This is a genomic window from Nocardia sp. NPDC023852 (assembly GCF_040639505.1).
In the GTDB taxonomy this organism is placed as follows: domain Bacteria; phylum Actinomycetota; class Actinomycetes; order Mycobacteriales; family Mycobacteriaceae; genus Nocardia.
Window position 1 is genome coordinate 611,662 of the sequence record NZ_JBFAAB010000002.1, and the last position, 19,367, is coordinate 631,028.

Consider the following 19,367-nt stretch of genomic DNA (forward strand, 5'->3'; position numbering starts at 1 on the left):
GCGGTGTTCCTCAGGCGGTGTAGGTGGGGTAATCGGTGTAGCCGGCCGCTCCGCCGCCATAGAAGGTCGCCGGGTCAGGGGCGTTCAGCGGGGCATCAGCGCGTAGCCGCTCGACCAGGTCCGGGTTTGCGAGGGCGAGGGCGCCGACGGAAACAAGGTCGGCCGTGCCGTTGTCGATGTCTTTGGCACGGATGGGCAGGTCGGTGCCGCCACGGTTGAGGATCAACGTGGTTGGCCACAGCGTGCGCAGGGTTTCCAGCAGTGCATCGTCGCCCATCTGCATGACGTGGAGGTAGGCGAGGCCGAGTGGGCCGAGGGCGCGCACGAGCGCCGGATATAGCTCGGCGGTGTCGGACTCGGCGATGTCGTTGTAGGGGTTGCCGGGGGAGATACGCACGCCGGTGCGGTCGGAGCCGATCTCGTCGGCCACGGCAGCGGCGATCTCGACGGCGAAGCGGATACGGTTGTCGATGGAGCCGCCGTAGCGGTCGGTGCGCTGGTTGGTGTTGCCGGACAGGAACTGGTGCACCAGGTAGCCGTTGGCGGCGTGGATCTCCACTCCGTCCGCGCCTGCCGCGACGGCAGCCGCTGCGGCGCGGCGGAACTCGTCGACGGTCGCGGCGACCTCCTGCGTCGACAGTGCACGCGGTATCGGCATCTCCTGGGGCCCGGACGCGATAAACATCACGCCCTCCGGCCGGATCGCCGAAGGGGCGACCGGCTGGCGCCCGTGTGGTGTGTTGTCAGGGTGGGAGATGCGTCCGACGTGCATCAGCTGGATGAAGATCCGGCCGTTGGCCGCATGCACGGCGTCGGTGACCTTGCGCCATCCGGCGATCTGCTCGTCACTGTGGACGCCGGGTGTGAGGAGGTAGCCCTGGCCGTCGGCGGACGGCTGGGTTCCCTCGGTAATGATCAGCGCGTGCGAAGCTCGCTGGGCGTAGTACTCGGCGTTCAGGTCCGTCGGTATGCCTTCAGGTGTGGAGCGGTCACGGGTCATAGGCGCCATGACCAGGCGATTCGGGAGGGGCATGCCACCGACGGTGGTCGGTGTCAACAGTGAGTTCAGCATCATCGGTCCCTTTTCGGTGCGGTGATCGAGCAGGTGGTAATCGGCAAAGCGGCGGGCGTAGTGGAAGGAGAGGGCGGGCGTGATCAGTCGAGAGTGAGGACGAGCTTGCCCCGGACATGTCCGGTGTCGCTGACCTGCTGAGCCGTGGCGGCCTGCGCGAGCGGGTAGGCGGTGACGACGGTGACGACCTTGCCGGTCGCGGCGTCGTCGGCCAGGGCGGCCAGGCGAGCGGCTGAACGTTCCTGGGTGTTGGAGAAGGTGATGCCGAGCTGGTGCGCCCGGAAGTCGGCGACGGTCACGATGCGTTCCGTGCCGCCACGCAGGGTGATGGAGTCCTCGAGTGCTCCCTTCCCGGCAACGTCGAGGACCGCATCCACGCCGTCGGGGGCGAGTGCCATGACCCGCTCGACCAAGCCCTCGCCGTAGAGGGTCGCGGTGGCGCCGAGCGAGGCGAGGTATTCCTGGTTGGCGGGGCCGGCGGTGCCGATGACACGTGCTCCGCGGGCAGTGGCGAGCTGGACCGCCAGGGTTCCGACCGCTCCGGCTGCGCCGTGGATCAGCACGGTCTCCCCGGCGGTGACGCCGAGCAGGTTCAGGGTCCGCTCGGCCGTCTCGCCCGCCACCGGCAGCGCGACCGCGTGCTGCCAGTCCAGGCCGGCGGGCTTGGTGGCCAGGGTGGTGGCCAGCGCGTACTGGGCGTATGAGCCGGTGTCCGACCAGCCCAGCACCTCCTCGCCCACATTCACGTCCTTCACGCCCTCGCCCAGGGCGTCGACCACGCCGGCGACCTCGTGTCCAGGGATGGCGGGCAGCGGCGTCGGGAACAGGGCCTGCAGCGCCCCGGAGCGGATCTTGCCGTCCAGCGCGTTCACCCCGGCCGCCTTGACGCGGACGCGGACTTGTCCGGGGCCGGGTTGCGGGACCTCGATGTCCACCTGGTGCAGGACTTCCGTGCCGCCGAAACGGTCGAACAGGATGGCTTTCATATGACAACTCCTCACGTATTACCACCAATTAGGTGGCTAGACACATAAAACTAGCACTGAATCCGTGGCTAGCCAAGTATTCGCGACAGGTGGCGTGGAGGATGGGACAGCAATCCGCCGACATTGCGCAGGTCAGTGAAGTTTTTCCCGCGAAGGCAACGTCGGATTGACGGCCCTACCCCGGGTACGATCGACTTGCCGGGGCCTTTCCAGCAGCTCGAGGGGTGCGCGTATGGCCGGCCATGATCCGTGGTCCGGTCGAACTCACCGTCGGCGAGCGGCAAAGCCTCGGCGTTGCCGAGTGTCCCCTCGACGCCGAGCGCCCCGTCGGCGGCGGCGACCATGGCTGTGGAGTTGTCGTCGCCGACCAGGCGCCGGCGGTGCCCGTGTTCGGTGAGCTGGGCGAGGAATCGGCCGTGGCCGCACCCGATGTCGGCCAGCGCCTCCGAGCCGGTCAGCTCGAGCGCGTCGAGAACCGCGTGGACTGGATCGTCGGGGTGCTCACTGCCGTGGGCATGGGTGTCGATTCGTACCTGTAACGGCGTCGTCGAGGTGTACTCGGACGCCGGTCGGCGATCTCGCGGACCAGGCCATGATCGAGGTCGAACCCCTCGGGTGTCATCCAGGTGCAGCCACCATCCGGCTGCCGACGGCACCGTATTCAGCGGCCGATGATCACGCGACCGTTCCCGGGGTTTCCCAAAGAGTGGCGAGCTTGTCCACGAAACGAAGCATGCCAGGGTCGAACCGGCTGGGATCGGTCCATTCGGTGGGGTCATCGAGGGCGAACCAACGCAACTCGTGCGCTTCGGCGGGGTCGCCCACGAGCGCCATCGCCTCACACCCGGACAGCACGAACCAGAACGACACATCGGTATGCGAATGCGCGCCACGGGTCTGGGTGACGGTCAGAAAGAATGGATCCTCGCCGACCTCAGGGTGCAACTCGGCTTCGATGCCCAATTCCTCACCTGCCTCGCGCAGCACCGCCTCGCGCGGAGACTCCCCATCATCGACGTGTCCGCCGGGCGGCAGCCATGCCCCGGCTTTCACGTGATCGGCCAGCAGCACCTTACGTGCAGCGGTGTCCACCAGCACCGCATACACACACAGGTGCGGATCTGGGGTGGCCGGCGGCTGGATGCGGAACAACCCAGCACCGGAGGCGATCCAGTCCAGCGTGAACGCCTGCGCTTGACGTTCCTGCTCGTCGTGGGGGGTAATCGCCTCAGCGAGATCATGAACAACATCGCGCGGACTATTCGACGACACGGGGCCCTCCCAAGCATCGGCGGTCTCCAGCAGGGGTGTGCGCAGCACCTTAGTCATCTCGCTCGTAAGTTCGTCGGGGCCAGGCCCAGGCGGTGGGGTCGTTGAGGTAGAGGCCGCAGGTTGTGTCGAGGGCGTCTTCGGTTGCGCCGACGTGGTGGCCGGTGGGCGGTGGGCAGGATGGAGGCTTCGTAGCCGTTTTTGCTGGCCGGGTAGATCGCGAAGCTCCGTCGACGCGGGTGAGCTGGGGTCATCGCTCGCGGGCAGGGTGATGCGGGTGGAAACATCACTACCGCGGCGCCAAAGCTGTTGCACGGCTGCGCGACGCGCACACCAACGCGATCATGATCCACACACCGGTCCAGCCGCACTGAGGGGACTCGTGCGGGGGCTGAGTGGGGGACTGAGGCGGGCTGAGCCAAGTAAGTGTTGCGAGTGAGCCAATATGATGCCATACTGGCTCACATGGATCTCAGGCCCTATCTCGAAAGCCTTCGGTACGAGCTGGTCGTCGCTGCGGATGCGGGCGGTGACGAGGCGCGTGAGCTGGCAGAACGTCTCACCTCGACACTCAACTCGGCGACGCGGCTGGCCCTGCTCAACGCGTTGTCCGACGCCGCTGACGAGATCACCCGCGACCTCGCGCCGGGCTCGGTCGAGGTGCGCCTGCGTGGCGTGGATCCGACCTTCGTCGTAACTCCGCCTCCCTCGGACCAGTACTGGGAGGGAGGTGCCACGGTGGCACCGGCGGTGCCATCAGTGGCACCACTCGATGACGGCGGTGGCACCTCGCGGATCAACGTCCGGCTCCCGGATCAGCTCAAGCAACGGGTCGAGGAGACGGCGGGCCGCGAGGGACTCTCCGTCAACGCCTGGCTCGTCCGTGCGGCAGCGGCGGCACTGGAGCCGCGGCCTCTTCCGCCCGTCGCGAGCCGAGGGTCCCGTGCCACCGCGAGCGGACAGACCTTCACGGGCTGGGCTCGCTGACATAGCGCCGCAGTCAACGACTTTCACGCCCCAACCCCACCCGGGGATTTCGCACCACATCAACAAGAGAGGGCACCGCCATGCCTATATTCGACACTCCCGAAGCCATTTCCGTCGTCGTCGACGCCTACGTGGGCGACATCAGAATCGTCGCGAGCGAACGCGCCACCACCATGGTCGACGTTCACCCGGTCAGCCAGAACCGACTCGACGTCGAGGCCGCCGAGCAGACCCGGGTGGATTACTCCGCCGGGCTCCTGCGAGTGAAGGCGCCGCGCCCGCCGATGTGGAAGCAGGCGGTCATCTTCGGCCGCAGGTACGGCTCGATCGAGATCGTGATCGAGGTGCCGAATGGCTCACGAGTCCAGGTTGACATGGAAATGGGGGCGATCCACACCCGAGGCAGGCTCGGTGATTGCCAGTTGAAGAGCTCGTTCGGCGACATCGAGGTCGACACGGCGGGCGCACTGGAATTGACCTCCGGCATGGGCACCATCTCGGTGGAGCAGGCCCACGGTCGGGTCGAGGTCCACACCGGTTCCGGGGCAGTGCGCATCCGGCGCGTCGACGGCTCCGCCGAGATCGACAACTCCAACGGCGCCACCATGATCGACGAGGTCACCGGCGAGCTGCGGGTCAAGTCGGCCAACGGCGATATCACCGTCGGCACAGCGGAATCCGGCGTCATTGCCAAGACGGCCGCGGGTTCCATCCGCATCGGAGAGGTCGCCCGGGGATCGGTCTCCATGGAGTCCTCCGCCGGCCGGCTGGAGGTCGGCATCCGCCGCGGCACCGCGGCCCTGCTCGACCTGCACACCAAGTTCGGCTCGGTGCGCAACGAGCTCGACACCGCCGAGGGCCCCGAACCGTCCGACGAGAAGGCCGAGGTGCGAGCGCACACCTCCGCCGGCGACATCATCGTCCGCCGCTCCGCCTGACGACCGCGGCAGAAACGAAAGGGAAACAGCTATGTCCACCACCGCGATCGACGTCCGCGGCCTGCGAAAATCGTACGGCGACAAGACCGTTCTCGACGGCATCGATCTCACCATCGCGGCGGGAAGCATCTTCTCGCTGCTCGGCCCGAACGGCGCCGGCAAGACCACCACCGTGCAGATCCTGTCGACCCTTATCCCCGCCGACGACGGCGAACTGCACGTGGCAGGTTACGACGTGACGCGCGAGCCGGAAGCCGTGCGCGCCACGATCGGCGTCACCGGCCAGTTCTCCGCGGTCGACGAGCTCATGACTGCCGAGGAGAACCTCCTGCTGATGGGCGACCTGCACCACCTGGACCGGCGCGAGAGCAAGCGTCGCGCAGGCGAACTGCTGGAGAAGCTCGACCTCGTCGACGCGCGCGGCAAGATGGCGCAAACCTTCTCCGGCGGCATGACCAGGCGACTGGACCTGGCGATGACTCTCCTCGGCGAGCCGAGCATCATCTTCCTCGACGAGCCGACCACCGGCCTGGACCCCCGCAGCCGCCGCGCCGTGTGGGACATCATCCGCGGCTTGGTCGCCGAGGGCATGACGGTCTTCCTCACCACCCAATACCTGGAAGAGTCCGACGAACTCGCCGATCGGATCGCGGTGCTCGACCACGGCCGAATTGTCGCCGAGGGCACCCCGGACCAGCTCAAGCGCCTGGTGCCCGGCGGCTACATCCGCCTGCAGTTCGCGGACATGGATAGCCTCGCTGCGGCCGCGAACACCCTGAACGGTGCGCTGCGCAACGGCCACGACCTGACCCTGCAGGTCCCCAGCGACGGCGGCATCGGCTCACTACGCGCCGTGCTCGACCGGCTCGACCACGCCCGGATCCCTGTCGACGGCCTCTCGGTGCACACCCCCGACCTCGACGACGTCTTTCTCGCACTCACCGGTCACGCCACCGGAAAAGAAACGGAAGCGGCACTGCGATGACCACCCTGGCCTACACCTCGAACGACTCGCTCACGATGCTGCGGCGGAATCTGTTGCACGCCCGGCGCTATCCGGCGATGGTCTTCTCGATCATCATCATGCCGATCTTCTTGCTGCTGATTTTCAACTACTTCTTCGGCCACGCGCTCAACGCAGGCGTCGGCGGCGGACACGGCGGCAAGTACATCAACTACCTCGCCCCGGGCATGCTGCTCATGATCCCGGCGTGGATGGTGGCGTCCACAGCGGTCGGCGTCGCAACCGACCTGACCAAGGGCATCGTCAACCGGTTCCGCACCATGGCGATCTCCCAGACGTCGATGCTCACCGGCCACGTCGTCGGCTCGCTGATCCAGGCGATGCTCGGGGTGGGGTGCATGATCGGAGTGGCGTTTGCCGTCGGATTCCGACCGACCGCCAACACGGTCGAGTGGCTCGCCGTCCTCGGCCTGCTGGCTGTGATGTCGTTCGCGTTGATCTGGCTGGCCGTCGGATTCGGCGCGTCTGCGAGCAACCCCGAGTCCGCGAGCAATGCGCCGACCCCCATCATCATGCTGCCCTTCCTCGGCAGCGGATTCGTGCCGACCGATTCCATGCCGACCGGCGTCCGCCAGTTCGCCGAGTACCAGCCGTTCACACCGATCACCGAAACCGTGCGGGGACTGCTGATGGGCAGCCACATCGGCAATAACGGCATCATCGCCGTGGCTTGGTGCGTCGGCATCGCCGTCATCGGATATTTCTGGGCTCGAGCGTCTTTCCAGCGCAAGGCCACAGCGTAAGCAGCCCGGTTCCCGCCCCGCCCGCTCGAGTACACCGAGCAGGCGGGGCTGTGTCGTTGCATGCCGACCGAAAATCAGTGCGAAATCGGCACGTCAGTACCAACCGCGCACTAGCGATCATGGTCGATTCGACCTCGTGTGCACGCTGGTGGGTCGCGGCACCGCGTCCTTTCGGATACCACGCACGGGGTGCCCACCTCTGACGAGGCGGGCGCCGATCGCGGCGCCGATCTGGCCGGGGTGCAGGAGTCCGACGATCACCGCGCCCCCGCCGCTGGGCAGGGCCGGTCGAGGTCGACACTCACTTCCACCACAGCCAGGTCTGGCGAGAGTTCCTCGCCGGCGACTACGACCGCTGACAATCGGTGTCGTGGATCACAGTCGCTACGGCTGTGTCACACCGTGAGGGCAGTGAGGCTCTTCGGTGGCGAACATAAAGACGGCTGAGGAGGTTCACTATGACGTCGATGCCGCGGGATGCCGCCGACGATGCGATTACGGAGCGGTTTATCGGTTTTCGCGAGCTGTTGTTCTCTGTGGTCTACACCATGCTCGGCAGTGTTGCCGACACTGAGGACGTTCTGCAGGAGGTGTGGCTGGCGTGGGCGGCTCGGCACCGGAGCACTGACGCCGAGCCCGTGGAGAACGCCCGCGCTTACCTGGTTCGGGTCGCGGCGAACACGGCGTTGGCCCGGCGTGCCGAACTGAGCCGTCGCCGGGAGACCTACGTGGGTCAGTGGCTCCCGGAGCCGTTGGTGGCGAGCGATGATGATGTGAGCGGGGGCGTCGAGCGCGCGGAGTCGTTGTCGATGGCACTGCTCGTAGTACTGGAGACGCTGTCGCCGCTCGAACGTGCGGCATTCGTGCTGCACGACGTATTCGGGTTCGGTCATCCAGAGGTGGCGCTGATTCTGAACCGTTCCCCGGCGGCCGTGCGTCAGCTGGCCACACGCGCCCGTCGGCATGTGCATGCGCGTCGTCCGCGGCAGCGGGCCGAGCCGGGCGTCCATGCCCAGGTCACCGAGCGGTTCGCCGCGGCGGCGCTGGGTGGTGACCTACCGGCGCTGCTGGAGGTGCTGGCACCGGAGGTGACGTTGTGGACTGACGGCGGCGGTAAGGGGCCGGCCACCAGCCTGCGGCCGGTCCATGGCCGCGCCGCGGTCGCCGCGCTGTTCATGTCGGTGGCCGAGACTCTGCCTCAGGGACTGGATATCCACTACCGCCGGGCCGGCGACGATCCGTGCGCGCTGGTGTTCACCGGCAGCAGCCCGCTCGCCGTGGTTGTGGTGGACCTCGCTTCGGAGGGTGACCGGATCACCAGCGTCTATTCGATTACCAACCCGGACAAGCTCACAGGCATCCGATGACCGCCATGCTGTCCCGGCATCCGCGACGCGCACCAGCGCGCGATGGCCGGTGGTCCGGTGCACGTGCATCTCGATCCGTTCTTGGTCGTCGCGCGCAACCACCGGCGCCCGGACAGTTCGACTCGGGGTGGAAGGACACCATCGACATGAATCCGTCCGAAGCTGGGAGATCGCCGTCCGCTTCACCGACCACGCCGGGACCTACATGCGCCACTGTCACAACCCCGCGCACGAGGACATGGCCATGATCGCCGACTACGTCACCGAGGAGTGAGCGGTTGTTCGAGGAGAAGCAATGTCGTTGACCGCCATAGGACTTCGAACCAACGGCCGGGACGCACCGTTGGGAATCGACAGCCCGGCACCCGTATTCTCCTGGCTCCCGGTCGCGGATGACGACGGCGCGGAGCAGATCGCCTATGCGATCGAAGTATCACGTTCGGAGCATTTCGGTGCGGAGATGGTGTGGCGCAGCGGTCGAGTCGAGTCTGCGTTGCCGTTCGGTGTGGTTTACGAGGGGCCGGCGCTGCAGTCGCGGTGTCGCTATCACTGGCGGGTTCGTCTGGAGGATTCCTCGGATGGCATCGGGAAGTGGAGCCAGCCGGCGTGGTTCGAAACCGGGGTGCTGGATCCGGCGTCATGGTCCGCGCAGTGGATCACGGCGGCGCCCGTGACGTTGCCGAGCGCGGACGCCGCAGTGTACCTGCGCGGTTCGGTCGAGTTGACCAAGGAGGTCGTGCACGGCCGGGCCTATGTCAGCGGGCTGGGCTGGTATCGGTTCTTCGTCAACGGCCGCGATCTGACCGGCGCTGCGCTCGTTCCACGGTGGACGCCGTTCGACACGATCGTCGAGTATCAAACCTACGACGTCTCGGAAAACTTCCGACGTGGGCGCAACATCCTTGCGCTGGCGATCGGTGACGGCCGCTATCGGGGTCGTATCGGCATGAACGCCCGGCGCGCGGTGTATGGGGATCGGCTTGCGGGATTCGTGCAGATCGAACTGAAACTTGCCGATGGCAGCACCGTCACCATCGTGACCGGTGAGGGGTGGCACGGCGGACCCGGGCGGATACGCGCTTCGGACCCGATGCACGGTGAGCACATCGACCTGCGTGTCCCGGACGACGACTGGCTCCTTGGCGAAAACCCGCCCGCGCGGATGTCGCCCGTACAGGTGCTGGCGCCGGCGTCTCGGTCGCTGGTGGCCGAAGAACTCCCGCCGGTGCGCGTGATCGACGCGCCGACGCCGCAGACGATCACCCGGTTGCCGTCCGGTGCGCAGATTGTCGACTTCGGCCAGAACATCGCCGGGGTGGTCCGAATCCGGTTGTCCGGACCCGAAGGCTCGCATGTCCGGCTCACCCACAGCGAACTACGCACTCCCGACGGCGAACTGGACCTGACCTACCTCGACGCGCCGCCCTTCATGAAGGTCGCGCCGCAGCGTGACGAGGTGACGCTGAGTGGTCGAGACGAGTGGATCGAGCCGTGGTTCACCATCCACGGATTCCGCTATCTCCAGGTCGATGGACTCGGACACGGCCTGCGCCCGGATGACGTGCGAGCGATGGTGCTGTCTACCGACCTTCCGGTCACGGGCACGTTCGAGTGTTCCGACGAGCGCCTGAATCGGCTGCAGCGCAACGTGTTGTGGAGCCTGCGGTCGAACTTCACCGACACCCCGACCGATTGCCCCACCCGCGAGCGGTCCGGCTGGACCGGTGACATCCAGGTTTTCGCCCCCACCGCTACCTTGCTCGTCGATGCGCACGGTTACCTGAACCGCTATCTGCGCAACCTGGCGCTCGAGCAGTTCCCGGACGGCACCGTGCCGCCGTTCGTCCCCAGCGAAACATCCGCGTTCAGCGGTGGTCCACCTCGACTCGTCCGGATCACGGCGAGCGCGGTCGGCTGGGGCGACGTCGCTGCCATACTCCCGTGGACGCTCTATCGATACTACGGCGACACGACGGTATTGCGCCGCCAGTACGACAGCATGCGGCGGTGGATCCATCATCTCGAGCGCACCGCCCGGACGAAGCGTTCACCGACGCGGTTGCTGCGCAAGCGTGTCGGTGCGAAGGAGCGCTACATTCTCGACACCGGTTTCCACTGGGGGGAATGGCTGCGGCCCGGCGAATCCTTTGCGGTGCTCGCGCGGGATCTGTTGTGGCACCGGCCCGTGGTCGCGACGGCGTACTTCGCTCACTCCACGATGCTGATGTCCCGCATCGCCGAGGTGATCGGCGTGACCGCCGATGCTCGGCACTACGCCGAGTTGTCCGAACACGTCAAAGACGCATGGCGATCCGCGTTCGTGCGGCAGGATGGCCGGATCGGGGCGGACCACCAGGACGATTACGTGCGTGCGCTGGCATTCGATTTGCTCACCCCGCAGCAGCGTCCGGTCGCCGTCGAGCGGTTGGCGCAGCTGATCGAACAATCAGACCATCATGTCGGCACCGGCTTCCTGAGCACGCCGATGATCCTGCCAGTCCTCGCCGACAACGGCCGCGCCGAACTGGCTTTCCACCTGCTGTTGCAGACGACCGGTCCGTCGTGGCTGCACCAGATCGAGCGGGGCGCGACGACGGTCTGGGAGACCTGGGACGCCTACGACAGGAACGGCAAAGGCAAAGGATCGCATAACCATTACGCGTTCGGCGCGGTGGCGCAATGGCTGAGCGAAGGGATTGCGGGGATTACTCCCGCCGAGCCCGGTTATCGCGTCGTCCGGGTCCAGCCGCTCGTCGGCGGCGGCATCACCCATGCGGCGGCGTCGATCACCACTCCTTTCGGGGTCGCCCGCAGCAGCTGGCGGGTTGTCGGTGAGCTGGTCGAACTGGACGTGACGATTCCACCCGGGGCGGCCGGAGACATCCGGCTCGGCGACGGCCGGGTCGAGCGCGTGGGGTCTGGAACACACAGATTCGAGTGGAGTGCCGGCTGAACGCGGCTGCGTCGGCGGCTGCGATGTCACACCGGATGCCTCAGCACCCTCTATGGCTGTGCCCGGAGCGGTTCCGGGATACGAGTCAGGAGAAGAAGCGATGACCATCTCGAACAACGACGACAAAGCTCTGCTTGTCCGGCACGACGACGCCGAGACACTGGACACCATGGGGGTGCGGCTCTACGCCGATCACGACATGACCAACGGAAAGCTCAGCGCGAACCGAGCCTTCCTGCCAAAAGGCGCGGATGGCCCGCCACCGCACTACCATTCGACCTCCGCCGAACTGTTCTACATGCTCGACGGCCGGCTGCGTGTGCTCGCCGGGGACGAGATCCACGAGATCGGCGCGGGCGACTTCTTGCTGATACCGCCGAACATGACCCACGCGTGGGCAGCTCCCGCAGCCTCATCGGCGGACGTCCTGGTGATCTTCACTCCAGGTATCGAACGTTTCGATTACTTCCGGCTGGGCGATCGCATCCGCAAAGGCCTGGCGAGCCCACTCGAAATCCTCGACACCCAGGAACGATTCGACAACCACTTCGTCGACAGCCCGATCTGGCGACAGGCCACGAACGGCGACGGTCGTGGCCTGCTGGATCGCGAAGAGCACCGCACCGCATTCCTCGCCAGTGACGTACTCCAGGCCCAGCCCGGCGGAGCCGCCCGACCGACCGCCGGTGCGGGCTGACCGAACATGTACATCGCGGAAATCACCAAGGCCCGAGCGGCTACGCCGAGTGAGGCCGCCGACACCCGCCTGTGACGGGCGTTATGTGAGCACCGTCGCTGACCACGCCGCACTGACTTCCTTCGCTGAAACTCCGAGCTTCGGGCAGATCCCGCCCCGCTGTCCGGCGGGGGCGCGGCAACCGATTCGAATGAGCGCGCGACATGCATCCCTCGGGATCTCGTCGATGCTGGTCAGGATGATGTAACGTCGGTGCCGCCCTCATCATGTTGGGGAGCGCGATCGCGAAGTCGGCCCCGGTCTTCCTGCAGAGACCGGGGCCGACTCCTGGGCGGACGCACCCGATCGAGTGGTTCGATGGATCGTCGAATGTGTCGAACAGTTTGTCGCTGACGACATGTTGACAGAGACACTTCGGCCCTCGTAGCCAGCCCAGCCCGCCGGTGGCCGGAGGTATGGGACGCGGCCTGATCGGGGTCATCGACCTCGGCAAGGGGTACGGCCGATGAGGTCGGACGCATCCTGCCTGATCCGGTCAGCTTGCCAAGGGCTGGCCATCACAAACATTTCCGACCGTTGATCCAGTGCTTCCGGAGGCCAGATTGTCGTGGGCTTGGCGGATCGCGAAGGTGGCGATGGAGTTGATGGCGGTGCGGGCTTCGGGGAGCAGGTCCCAGGCGGCTTGGAAGGCATGTGGCGCGCGGTCCCAGATTTGTAGGGTGCACCGCACCTTTGCTTCAGCACAACGTTGCGCGAGCCGCTCGGCGTCCGACAGGAGAATCTCGGTGGAGCCGACCTGGATCAATACCGGTGGCAGGTTGGTGAAGTCGCCGTTGATCGGTGACCAGCTCGGGTCGAGCGTGTTGTCGCGCCGGAATCCCCAGCGCGCGATGACGCCGAGAGCCTCGGTAGGTATATAGGCGTCGCGCCCGGCGTTGGGGTGGGCGCGGCGGTGGGTGTTTTCGAGGTCGCCGAATGGTGACAGCGCGACGATTCCCGCGGGCATCGGCATGCCGTGCCGGCGGGCTCTCATAGCTGTCAGAAACGTGAGTCCGCCGCCCACCGAGTCGCCTGCCAGAATGATTCTGTGCGCGGGAAAGCCTTCGTCGAGTAGGTAGCGATAGGCACTGACGCAGTCGTCGACTGTGTCAGTGATGTGTGCGTGGGGCAGTTGTCGGTAGGCGATATTGAGTACCGGCATGTTGGCGGATCGGCCGATTTTGGCGGCGAGTCTGCGGTGAGTATTGAGGCCGCAGGTAATGAATGCGCCGCCGTGGATGTACAGGATCGCCGACCCCGCTTCACGTATTTTCTCGAGGCTGTGATCGCGCCACAGCCATTCACCACGGAACCGTTCGTCGACTGTGACAGGTATTCGTTGGGTTCCAGGTGGCGGAGCGAACGGTGCAGCGTAGCCGTCGGCGCAGCTGGTGACTGCGAATATCCGCCTTGTGGTGATCGGGCTGAACTTGCCTGCGACAGTAAGCGCGGTCAGCGTCCACCGAAGCGGGGTCAGAGCGGTGGGAGCCAATCGAGTCGCCAAACTCGCGGTACCGGTCGGCTCGATCCGCACCGCATGGTCACTTTCTACCGGGAAATTATTCGGTGAATTACGGTTGCCTATCGAACGAGCGTCCTGTCTGGGATGGACAGAGCGCTGGGCGCCGGTTTCTGTTGAACGGGGCATTTCAGAGTGCCCGCCGAGCAGGGCCGGCTTCGTATGCGCCGTGTCGGCCGGCCTGGCGCGGCCGCTGGACATCGCCACATGCGCAGGACGGCGCATCCTCTCGGGAGACTTGTCACATCCGCGTACTGCACGGAGGACAGCTACATTGTGTAGTCCAGCCAAGACCAGGCCTCCTGCCAGCAATGCGTGAATGACCATATCGCTCCTACCTCATAGGTCCCTCTATTTTGTTGACCCGGAGGAGGATCAACGGCGTGGTGGCTATTCCGAACGGTTGCCGCGAAAGCTACGATGCCAAAGTTTGGATATCGCTGGAAACGACGACCGGGTCGGTCGATCTATTCGGCTGGATATTTCTGTTCAGCGCGCCAGATACAGGCGTTCATTGGGCAGACGCGGATAATTGCCGGTGTCTCCGGAGGAGACTGTGACATGCTTCGGATACCGTTGGGCGCGGCAATCTTGTATGAACAACAAAGCTGCGGTGACGCAAGCCGTGAAGTGGAAGAGCACATCACCGAGTTGCACTGATAGGTGCACGTCCTCTTCCTCGGGCTGCGGAGACATCCGATTATCCATTCTCAGCTTCGGCGGCATCAGGCGCAGGGCGAAAGTCCAGGTGCCCATCGATCGCGACGAGCCGACGGTAATTCATGAGTTCGTTCCTTGGCATATCCCAATTAAGGCCTTACGCCGCCGGAAAGATACCTGCCGCGTCCGCGGTGAACTACCCAGGCGATCGTAGTCCGGCATGGGGAATTTGCCGCGACCCTCCGCGTCCGCTCACGGGCTACATGCGGGTGCTGCCACGAACCAGCACAAAACCGCGAGGTCGCTCGACGGGATGAGAAGCGACCATGGGCGGCGGGTTGTCGTCTCGGGCGCGAGCGTCCGGGTGAGCCGCGCCGCAGAGTGGAAGCGCGGGCAGTGGTACGGCGTCCCACCTCGTCGACGTCGACGAGGTGGCCACCGACTGTGGTGGCGGTGGTATACCCCATGTCCGGAGGAAGGGCCATGTGCTTGGCGGTTACGTCGCCGGCTTGCAGATCGGTCATGCAATGTCCTCGGAAGTAGTCACCAGAGCACTCGAGTCAATATCTACGCTGATAGTTATCTGGTGATGTGGGACACACACTAGCTACCGATATAGTGGTTGGCAAGGACGGACTGGTCGTTGAGGAGACATGAGCCTTCGTTACGCTCTCTTGGCCTTGCTGACCGCTGGTCCGCTCACCGGCTACGACGCCGCGAAGCGGTTCGGCGGATCGGTGGGACAGGTCTGGCACGCGCCCGATTCCCACATCTATCCGGAACTGCGCCGCATGTACAAGGAAGGCTTGGTCGAAGCCGAACAGGTCCGGTGGGGGCCACGCAGCACCAAGACGCAGTACCGGATCACCGAGGACGGCATCGGCGCGTTCCGTCAGTGGATGAATACTCCGCTCGGCCATCCCCCCGAGCGCGATGTGCACCATATGCAGGCGGCGTACTTCGAATGGGCCGAACCCGAGCATGCGCGGGAGATCCTGCGCCGCCACATCGAGTACTACACGATCCATGTCCAACTGCTCACCGACGTCCGCGACGGCATCCGAGCCGGAACCGATCCCGTGATCGTCCGCCGCCTCGGCAATTACCCCGACCATGAGCACGCACGAATCATCGCCTACAAGGCATACACCTACGAAGGAATGATCGCGCGCAGTCAAGCCGAAATCGACTGGGCTCGAAGGGGACTCGAACTCGTCGACCGCTTGTCGCAAGACCGCCCCAAGGGCATCGATTCCCCTGGTGCGCAGGCGCGGCCTCCCGTTTGATCGTCGACCGGAAACGGCCGCGACCCGGCCCGATCGCCGATGCCACCGCATTCTCGAGGGTCGAGCCGGAGTGTTCTCCGGGCCGGATGCGCGCCCGCCGTGTCGGTGGCTCGCGGTGGCGGTGAGTAGAGTGCGCTCTCTCGACCGGCCTGCCGCGAGTTCGACTCACCGTCGAGACGATTGCCGCGATGACGTTGCCTGTTGTGGCCCGATCGACTCCGGCAGGTGCACGAGGATCAGGCCGACGGCGGCGATCAGGAAGTTCTGCAGCGCGGCCGACGACGCGTTCACCTCCTTGTTCGCCCACATTCGGAACCATTCACCCGCGACCGTGAGGAACCCGCCCGCGAACAGGAGCATCGCCATGGTCCAGCCCAGGCTTGACAGTTTCACGGCAACGTCCACCCCGGCTCGAAGCCGGCGCGGGCGACCCGTCAGTACGCGGGCCCAGACAGCCGCGGCGGCAAGCAGCACGAAGGCGATCAAAAACTCCCAGATCACGACGAGGATGTAGGCGACAAGGGCGACGCTGCCGCTGGTGATCGCCCGCCAGTCCGTTCCGGTGTTGTGGATCGTCGATCTCATCGACAGCACGGCGGCAACGCCGTGCCGGTTGGTGTCGGTGTCCATGCAGTTGGTGACCGCGACGAACAGGTAATAGAACCCGGTGATCGTTGCCAGCATCGCCACCGCCATCCGACGGCTACCCACTACGTCGAGAATCCTTGTACCACTGCGTCTCACATGCCCTACCTCAGGTCGACTGTCACCACTGTCGGGCCATCTCGGCGCCGACGTCACGGATTATCTCAAGGTGAACGCCGATACCGCACCGGAACTCCGCCGGTGCTGCTCAGGTGACTCGCTCGCACTGATCGTTGTCGGCCGAGGGCATGGTGCGGCGACAACCGAGCGGGCTGTGCTGGCTCGATGCAGCCCGGTCGCCGCGTGATTCGACCCGGGGGAGTTTGTGGCGCGGCGGCGCCTGGGCGCACGTCCGCACTCCGGCATAGGTCGGAGGCGCTTGACGAGAACATCACCCGACCCGGGTGTTGCTCCGAAAAGGAAAACACCGCAGATCTTTTCGCATCCGTAGGGCGACGGAGCGGCCACACGCATGGTTCCTGATCGGAATGCTCTGGCCGGAGATCTTCTGACGCGAGGCTGTGTGGGTCAGGCTGGGCCCTCCCCTCACAGACCTCATTTGGCGTTGACGGCGCCCTTCGTCACTACATTGCCCATATTGTCGAGGACGGGTCGGTAGTGAGGAATTATCGCCGGTGACCTCAGATGCAGAAGGCAACACTGCCGAGGGGGAAACACAACACGACCGATCCCCCGACGGGAGTGGCTGAGTTCGATGGCGACACAACGGATGGCGTCGTGTTTGCCGAAGCCATAGGAGCTGCGACCGTGCCCAGAGACAAGGTCATTGCTGTCGCGGCGGCGATTTTGATTGCTTTAGTAGACATTTTGCATCCTTCTGGTCGGGTGGATGAACGGCTTTGGTCAATCACTCACAACCCTCAGTGTTCGCCTACATGACCACGGAAGCTAGACAAGGATTTATCAATTTCCGGAAGGTGACGTCACAGGGCGGTCACCCGTGATGTATTCGCAAGTGGGGCAGTGAGTGATCTGGTAGCATACCGCTGGTCTCCGTTATTGCGCGCCGGCGATCGAGCATTATTCAGTTCCGCGCGGAGCAGGGCAACTGCGAGGTGGTGACTGCGTATCGGCACTGTGCTGGGATTCTGACGGACGTATGCATGAAAGCCGCGCAACACTCGACTATTTATGGCTGATACTGCCCGAAATGTCGAATAATTCTGATTGATATCCCGAGACGTCGAGTTGCGGCCGCGTATGCACGGATCGATGAGCCGACGCTGGTGGTCGGGTCAGGACTGCGCGAGTTGGGGTGGGAATCCGCCGGCGGCGATCGGTCCCCACCGATCGATATGGATGCGGATCAGCGACTTGTTCTGCTGGGCCATCGCTTCGCGGTACTCGTTCCAGTCCGGGTGCTCACCGGAAACGCTGCGGAAGTACTCTACGAGACCGTCCAGTGCCTGTGGCATGTCCAAAACTTCGGCGCGCCCGTCGACTTGGACGTAGGGGCCATTCCAGTCGTCGGAGATCACGCATATCGACACCTGCGGGTCGCGGCGGATGTTGCGGGTCTTGGCTCTGCCAGGATAGGTCGACACCACAATGCGCTCGTCCGGGTCGACTCCGCAGGTTACGGGCGAAATCTGCGGACGTCCGTCGGCTCGAGTGGTGACCAGCACGCCCTGGTGTCGAGGGCGCAGAAACTCGAGTAGCGCGGGCCGCTCTACCTTGTCCGCGGTGGCGATGCGTGGCATACACCGATCCTATCGGTGACGCGGCGCTCCAGCAGTCTGCTCGAAAGGCAAGTACCAGCGGCCGCCGCCGTCTTTACCACACGCCGCACAGCCAGTCCAGCACCACCGCGGCCGTCCACGACTGGTTCGTGCTGCCCAGCGGCTCGCCCGTGAACGGTTCGTAGTACTCGCCGAACGAGCCGTCCGACACCAGATGCACGCCCTGGGCACGGAATTCGCTTGCGTGCCGCGGCCAGTCGCGCTGCTCGAACGCCCATCCGAACAGCCAGATGATTACCGGCCACTGCGGACCACGCCAGTAGCAGCGCGAGTCGAAGTCCGGCGACGACGGCGAAATCGACGGTGGCACTGCGGCGAGCAGGTGCGGGTTGCCTGACCAGTTCGTTCCGTCCAAGGTCGACATGAGTTGCTTCTCGACGTCGCCGGGCAGGCCGCCGCACAGCAGCGGCGCGAACCCCGCGATCGACTCGGTGGTGAGCCACCGACCGCGCCTGATGTCGCGGTCGCGGGCCATGCCGGTCTCGGGGTCGACGCTGTCGGCGACCGCATCTCGCGCCCGCGCCGCCCAGGTTCGGAGTTCGCCGATCTGCCCGGGATCGCATCCGAGGTCCGCGCCGACCTCGGCGAGCGCGTCGCTGGCCAACGCGAATACCGCCGTGGTGAACACGTCGCCGACCAGGAAGCTCGACGTGCGCACGACGTCGTCGGGCTGGTAGTTCACGCGCCTCATCTGCTCGATGAGCCACAGGTAGCGGTCGTACTCGTCGCTGCTGGGACGCTCGCCCACGTCGTTCACCTGCTGCAGGTCGAGCCGCACGTACGGCGGCAGATCCGGGCCCGGAACAACGGCCGCGTAGGGCTCGTCCCAGCGTGGCGAGTTGTCCATTCCGGACTCCCACCCGTGCACGATCGCCACCAGGCCGCTCGCGTCGGGCATGCGGTGCCGCGCGATCCATCGGTGCCAGCGATACAGTGCGGGCCACGCGCGTTCGGCGAACCGCTCGGCCAGCTCCGCGTCGGCCTGCGAAGTCTTGCGCGCGATGTCGACGATCCGCCGCAGTGCGATCGCGTGCACCGGCGGCTGGCAAATCCCCGACGTGCGAACGTCGGCCGGTGCCTGCGGCGCGGAATCGGTTCGCCAGCGGTCCGGGCCGGGGAAGTAGTTGCTGTCGTCGGTGAACACGATGTGCGGGATCATCCCGTCGTCCCACTGCGCGTCCAACAGTGTGCTCAACTCCGTGACAGCGCGGCTCACGTCGAGATATGCCAGTCCGATCGAGATGAACGCGGCATCCCAGCTCCACATGTGCGGGTAAAGCTTGGGTGCGGCGGTGACCAGCGTGCCCGTGTCGTTGTCGCGCAGGACCAGCGTGGCCTTGGCGACAAGGCGGGCGGGCTGGAAATGGATATCGCGGTCGCCCGCGGCGGTGATCACCTGACCTCCTGTGTCTTGCGGGGGTT

18 protein-coding genes are annotated in these 19,367 nt (G+C 65.5%); 9 read left to right on the forward strand and 9 right to left on the reverse strand.

The window, feature by feature from the left end:
• Positions 1-10 precede the first annotated feature (10 nt).
• The 4 genes from AB0H00_RS06565 to AB0H00_RS06580 all read right to left on the reverse strand — a co-directional run bounded on the left by AB0H00_RS06565 (position 11) and on the right by AB0H00_RS06580 (position 3,387).
• A complete protein-coding gene (locus AB0H00_RS06565) occupies positions 11-1,075 on the reverse strand; it encodes an alkene reductase (protein WP_357261787.1) in 1,065 nt (354 codons plus the stop codon).
• A gap of 80 nt (positions 1,076-1,155) precedes the next feature.
• Complete coding sequence (locus tag AB0H00_RS06570) at positions 1,156-2,058, reverse strand: NADP-dependent oxidoreductase (protein WP_357261790.1); 903 nt, start codon at positions 2,056-2,058, stop codon at positions 1,156-1,158.
• Between the two features lie 68 nt (positions 2,059-2,126).
• Entirely contained in the window at positions 2,127-2,837 is a 711-nt protein-coding gene (locus AB0H00_RS06575) for a class I SAM-dependent methyltransferase (RefSeq protein WP_357261793.1), read from the reverse strand.
• On the reverse strand, positions 2,734-3,387 hold the full coding sequence (locus AB0H00_RS06580; protein ID WP_357261796.1) for an NUDIX domain-containing protein: 654 nt from the start codon (positions 3,385-3,387) through the stop codon (positions 2,734-2,736). Before AB0H00_RS06580 ends, AB0H00_RS06575 begins: the two co-directional genes overlap by 104 nt.
• A gap of 405 nt (positions 3,388-3,792) precedes the next feature.
• On the opposite strand from AB0H00_RS06580, the gene AB0H00_RS06585 reads away from it, so the two are divergent.
• The 8 genes from AB0H00_RS06585 to AB0H00_RS06620 all read left to right on the forward strand — a co-directional run bounded on the left by AB0H00_RS06585 (position 3,793) and on the right by AB0H00_RS06620 (position 12,036).
• Positions 3,793-4,314, forward strand: a complete 522-nt coding sequence (locus tag AB0H00_RS06585; protein WP_357261799.1) for a hypothetical protein — start codon at positions 3,793-3,795, stop codon at positions 4,312-4,314.
• Positions 4,315-4,394: 80 nt separating this feature from the next.
• A complete protein-coding gene (locus AB0H00_RS06590) occupies positions 4,395-5,252 on the forward strand; it encodes a DUF4097 family beta strand repeat-containing protein (protein ID WP_357261802.1) in 858 nt (285 codons plus the stop codon).
• Between the two features lie 31 nt (positions 5,253-5,283).
• Positions 5,284-6,237: an ATP-binding cassette domain-containing protein gene (locus AB0H00_RS06595; protein ID WP_357261805.1), complete on the forward strand. Its 954-nt coding sequence runs from the start codon at positions 5,284-5,286 to the stop codon at positions 6,235-6,237.
• Complete coding sequence (locus AB0H00_RS06600; protein WP_357261807.1) at positions 6,234-7,019, forward strand: ABC transporter permease; 786 nt, start codon at positions 6,234-6,236, stop codon at positions 7,017-7,019. The genes AB0H00_RS06595 and AB0H00_RS06600 overlap by 4 nt, the downstream gene beginning before the upstream one ends.
• 458 nt (positions 7,020-7,477) lie before the next feature.
• On the forward strand, positions 7,478-8,386 hold the full coding sequence (sigJ, locus tag AB0H00_RS06605; protein WP_357261809.1) for an RNA polymerase sigma factor SigJ: 909 nt from the start codon (positions 7,478-7,480) through the stop codon (positions 8,384-8,386).
• Positions 8,387-8,513: 127 nt separating this feature from the next.
• Positions 8,514-8,660, forward strand: a complete 147-nt coding sequence (locus AB0H00_RS06610) for a multicopper oxidase domain-containing protein (RefSeq protein ID WP_357261812.1) — start codon at positions 8,514-8,516, stop codon at positions 8,658-8,660.
• A gap of 21 nt (positions 8,661-8,681) precedes the next feature.
• Positions 8,682-11,339, forward strand: a complete 2,658-nt coding sequence (locus AB0H00_RS06615; RefSeq protein WP_357261815.1) for a family 78 glycoside hydrolase catalytic domain — start codon at positions 8,682-8,684, stop codon at positions 11,337-11,339.
• A 100-nt stretch (positions 11,340-11,439) separates the two neighbouring features.
• The gene (locus AB0H00_RS06620; protein ID WP_357261818.1) at positions 11,440-12,036 is read left to right on the forward strand and encodes a cupin domain-containing protein; all 597 of its coding nucleotides are present in this window, start codon (positions 11,440-11,442) and stop codon (positions 12,034-12,036) included.
• 535 nt (positions 12,037-12,571) lie between these two features.
• Here AB0H00_RS06620 and AB0H00_RS06625 read toward each other — a convergent pair.
• Both AB0H00_RS06625 and AB0H00_RS06630 read right to left on the reverse strand, forming a co-directional pair.
• Entirely contained in the window at positions 12,572-13,609 is a 1,038-nt protein-coding gene (locus AB0H00_RS06625) for an alpha/beta hydrolase (RefSeq protein WP_357261821.1), read from the reverse strand.
• A gap of 474 nt (positions 13,610-14,083) precedes the next feature.
• The gene (locus AB0H00_RS06630) at positions 14,084-14,350 is read right to left on the reverse strand and encodes a hypothetical protein (RefSeq protein WP_357261824.1); all 267 of its coding nucleotides are present in this window, start codon (positions 14,348-14,350) and stop codon (positions 14,084-14,086) included.
• 557 nt (positions 14,351-14,907) lie between these two features.
• Here AB0H00_RS06630 and AB0H00_RS06635 point away from each other — a divergent pair.
• Complete coding sequence (locus AB0H00_RS06635; RefSeq protein ID WP_357261827.1) at positions 14,908-15,540, forward strand: PadR family transcriptional regulator; 633 nt, start codon at positions 14,908-14,910, stop codon at positions 15,538-15,540.
• 165 nt (positions 15,541-15,705) lie between these two features.
• Here the strand turns inward: AB0H00_RS06635 and AB0H00_RS06640 are convergent, their stop codons facing one another.
• From AB0H00_RS06640 to AB0H00_RS06650, 3 genes are all read right to left on the reverse strand, one after another.
• Entirely contained in the window at positions 15,706-16,251 is a 546-nt protein-coding gene (locus tag AB0H00_RS06640; protein WP_357261830.1) for a DUF2165 domain-containing protein, read from the reverse strand.
• Between the two features lie 1,190 nt (positions 16,252-17,441).
• Positions 17,442-17,906 (reverse strand): PPOX class F420-dependent oxidoreductase, encoded by a 465-nt coding sequence (locus tag AB0H00_RS06645; protein WP_357261833.1) that lies wholly within the window; start codon positions 17,904-17,906, stop codon positions 17,442-17,444.
• 73 nt (positions 17,907-17,979) lie between these two features.
• Positions 17,980-19,341 carry a glycogen debranching protein gene (locus AB0H00_RS06650; RefSeq protein ID WP_357261835.1) on the reverse strand — a complete coding sequence of 454 codons (1,362 nt, stop codon included), beginning with the start codon at positions 19,339-19,341 and terminating at the stop codon, positions 17,980-17,982.
• Positions 19,342-19,367: the final 26 nt, after the last annotated feature.

Coding starts and splice junctions, on each gene's coding strand:
- AB0H00_RS06565 (WP_357261787.1), bottom strand. CDS start 1,075: ATGATGCTGAACTCACTGTTGACACCGACCACCGTCGGTGGCATGCCC.
- AB0H00_RS06570 (WP_357261790.1), bottom strand. CDS start 2,058: ATGAAAGCCATCCTGTTCGACCGTTTCGGCGGCACGGAAGTCCTGCAC.
- AB0H00_RS06575 (WP_357261793.1), bottom strand. CDS start 2,837: ATGACCCCACCGAATGGACCGATCCCAGCCGGTTCGACCCTGGCATGC.
- AB0H00_RS06580 (WP_357261796.1), bottom strand. CDS start 3,387: ATGACTAAGGTGCTGCGCACACCCCTGCTGGAGACCGCCGATGCTTGG.
- AB0H00_RS06585 (WP_357261799.1), top strand. CDS start 3,793: ATGGATCTCAGGCCCTATCTCGAAAGCCTTCGGTACGAGCTGGTCGTC.
- AB0H00_RS06590 (WP_357261802.1), top strand. CDS start 4,395: ATGCCTATATTCGACACTCCCGAAGCCATTTCCGTCGTCGTCGACGCC.
- AB0H00_RS06595 (WP_357261805.1), top strand. CDS start 5,284: ATGTCCACCACCGCGATCGACGTCCGCGGCCTGCGAAAATCGTACGGC.
- AB0H00_RS06600 (WP_357261807.1), top strand. CDS start 6,234: ATGACCACCCTGGCCTACACCTCGAACGACTCGCTCACGATGCTGCGG.
- sigJ (WP_357261809.1), top strand. CDS start 7,478: ATGACGTCGATGCCGCGGGATGCCGCCGACGATGCGATTACGGAGCGG.
- AB0H00_RS06615 (WP_357261815.1), top strand. CDS start 8,682: ATGTCGTTGACCGCCATAGGACTTCGAACCAACGGCCGGGACGCACCG.
- AB0H00_RS06620 (WP_357261818.1), top strand. CDS start 11,440: ATGACCATCTCGAACAACGACGACAAAGCTCTGCTTGTCCGGCACGAC.
- AB0H00_RS06630 (WP_357261824.1), bottom strand. CDS start 14,350: ATGGGCACCTGGACTTTCGCCCTGCGCCTGATGCCGCCGAAGCTGAGA.
- AB0H00_RS06635 (WP_357261827.1), top strand. CDS start 14,908: ATGAGCCTTCGTTACGCTCTCTTGGCCTTGCTGACCGCTGGTCCGCTC.
- AB0H00_RS06645 (WP_357261833.1), bottom strand. CDS start 17,906: ATGCCACGCATCGCCACCGCGGACAAGGTAGAGCGGCCCGCGCTACTC.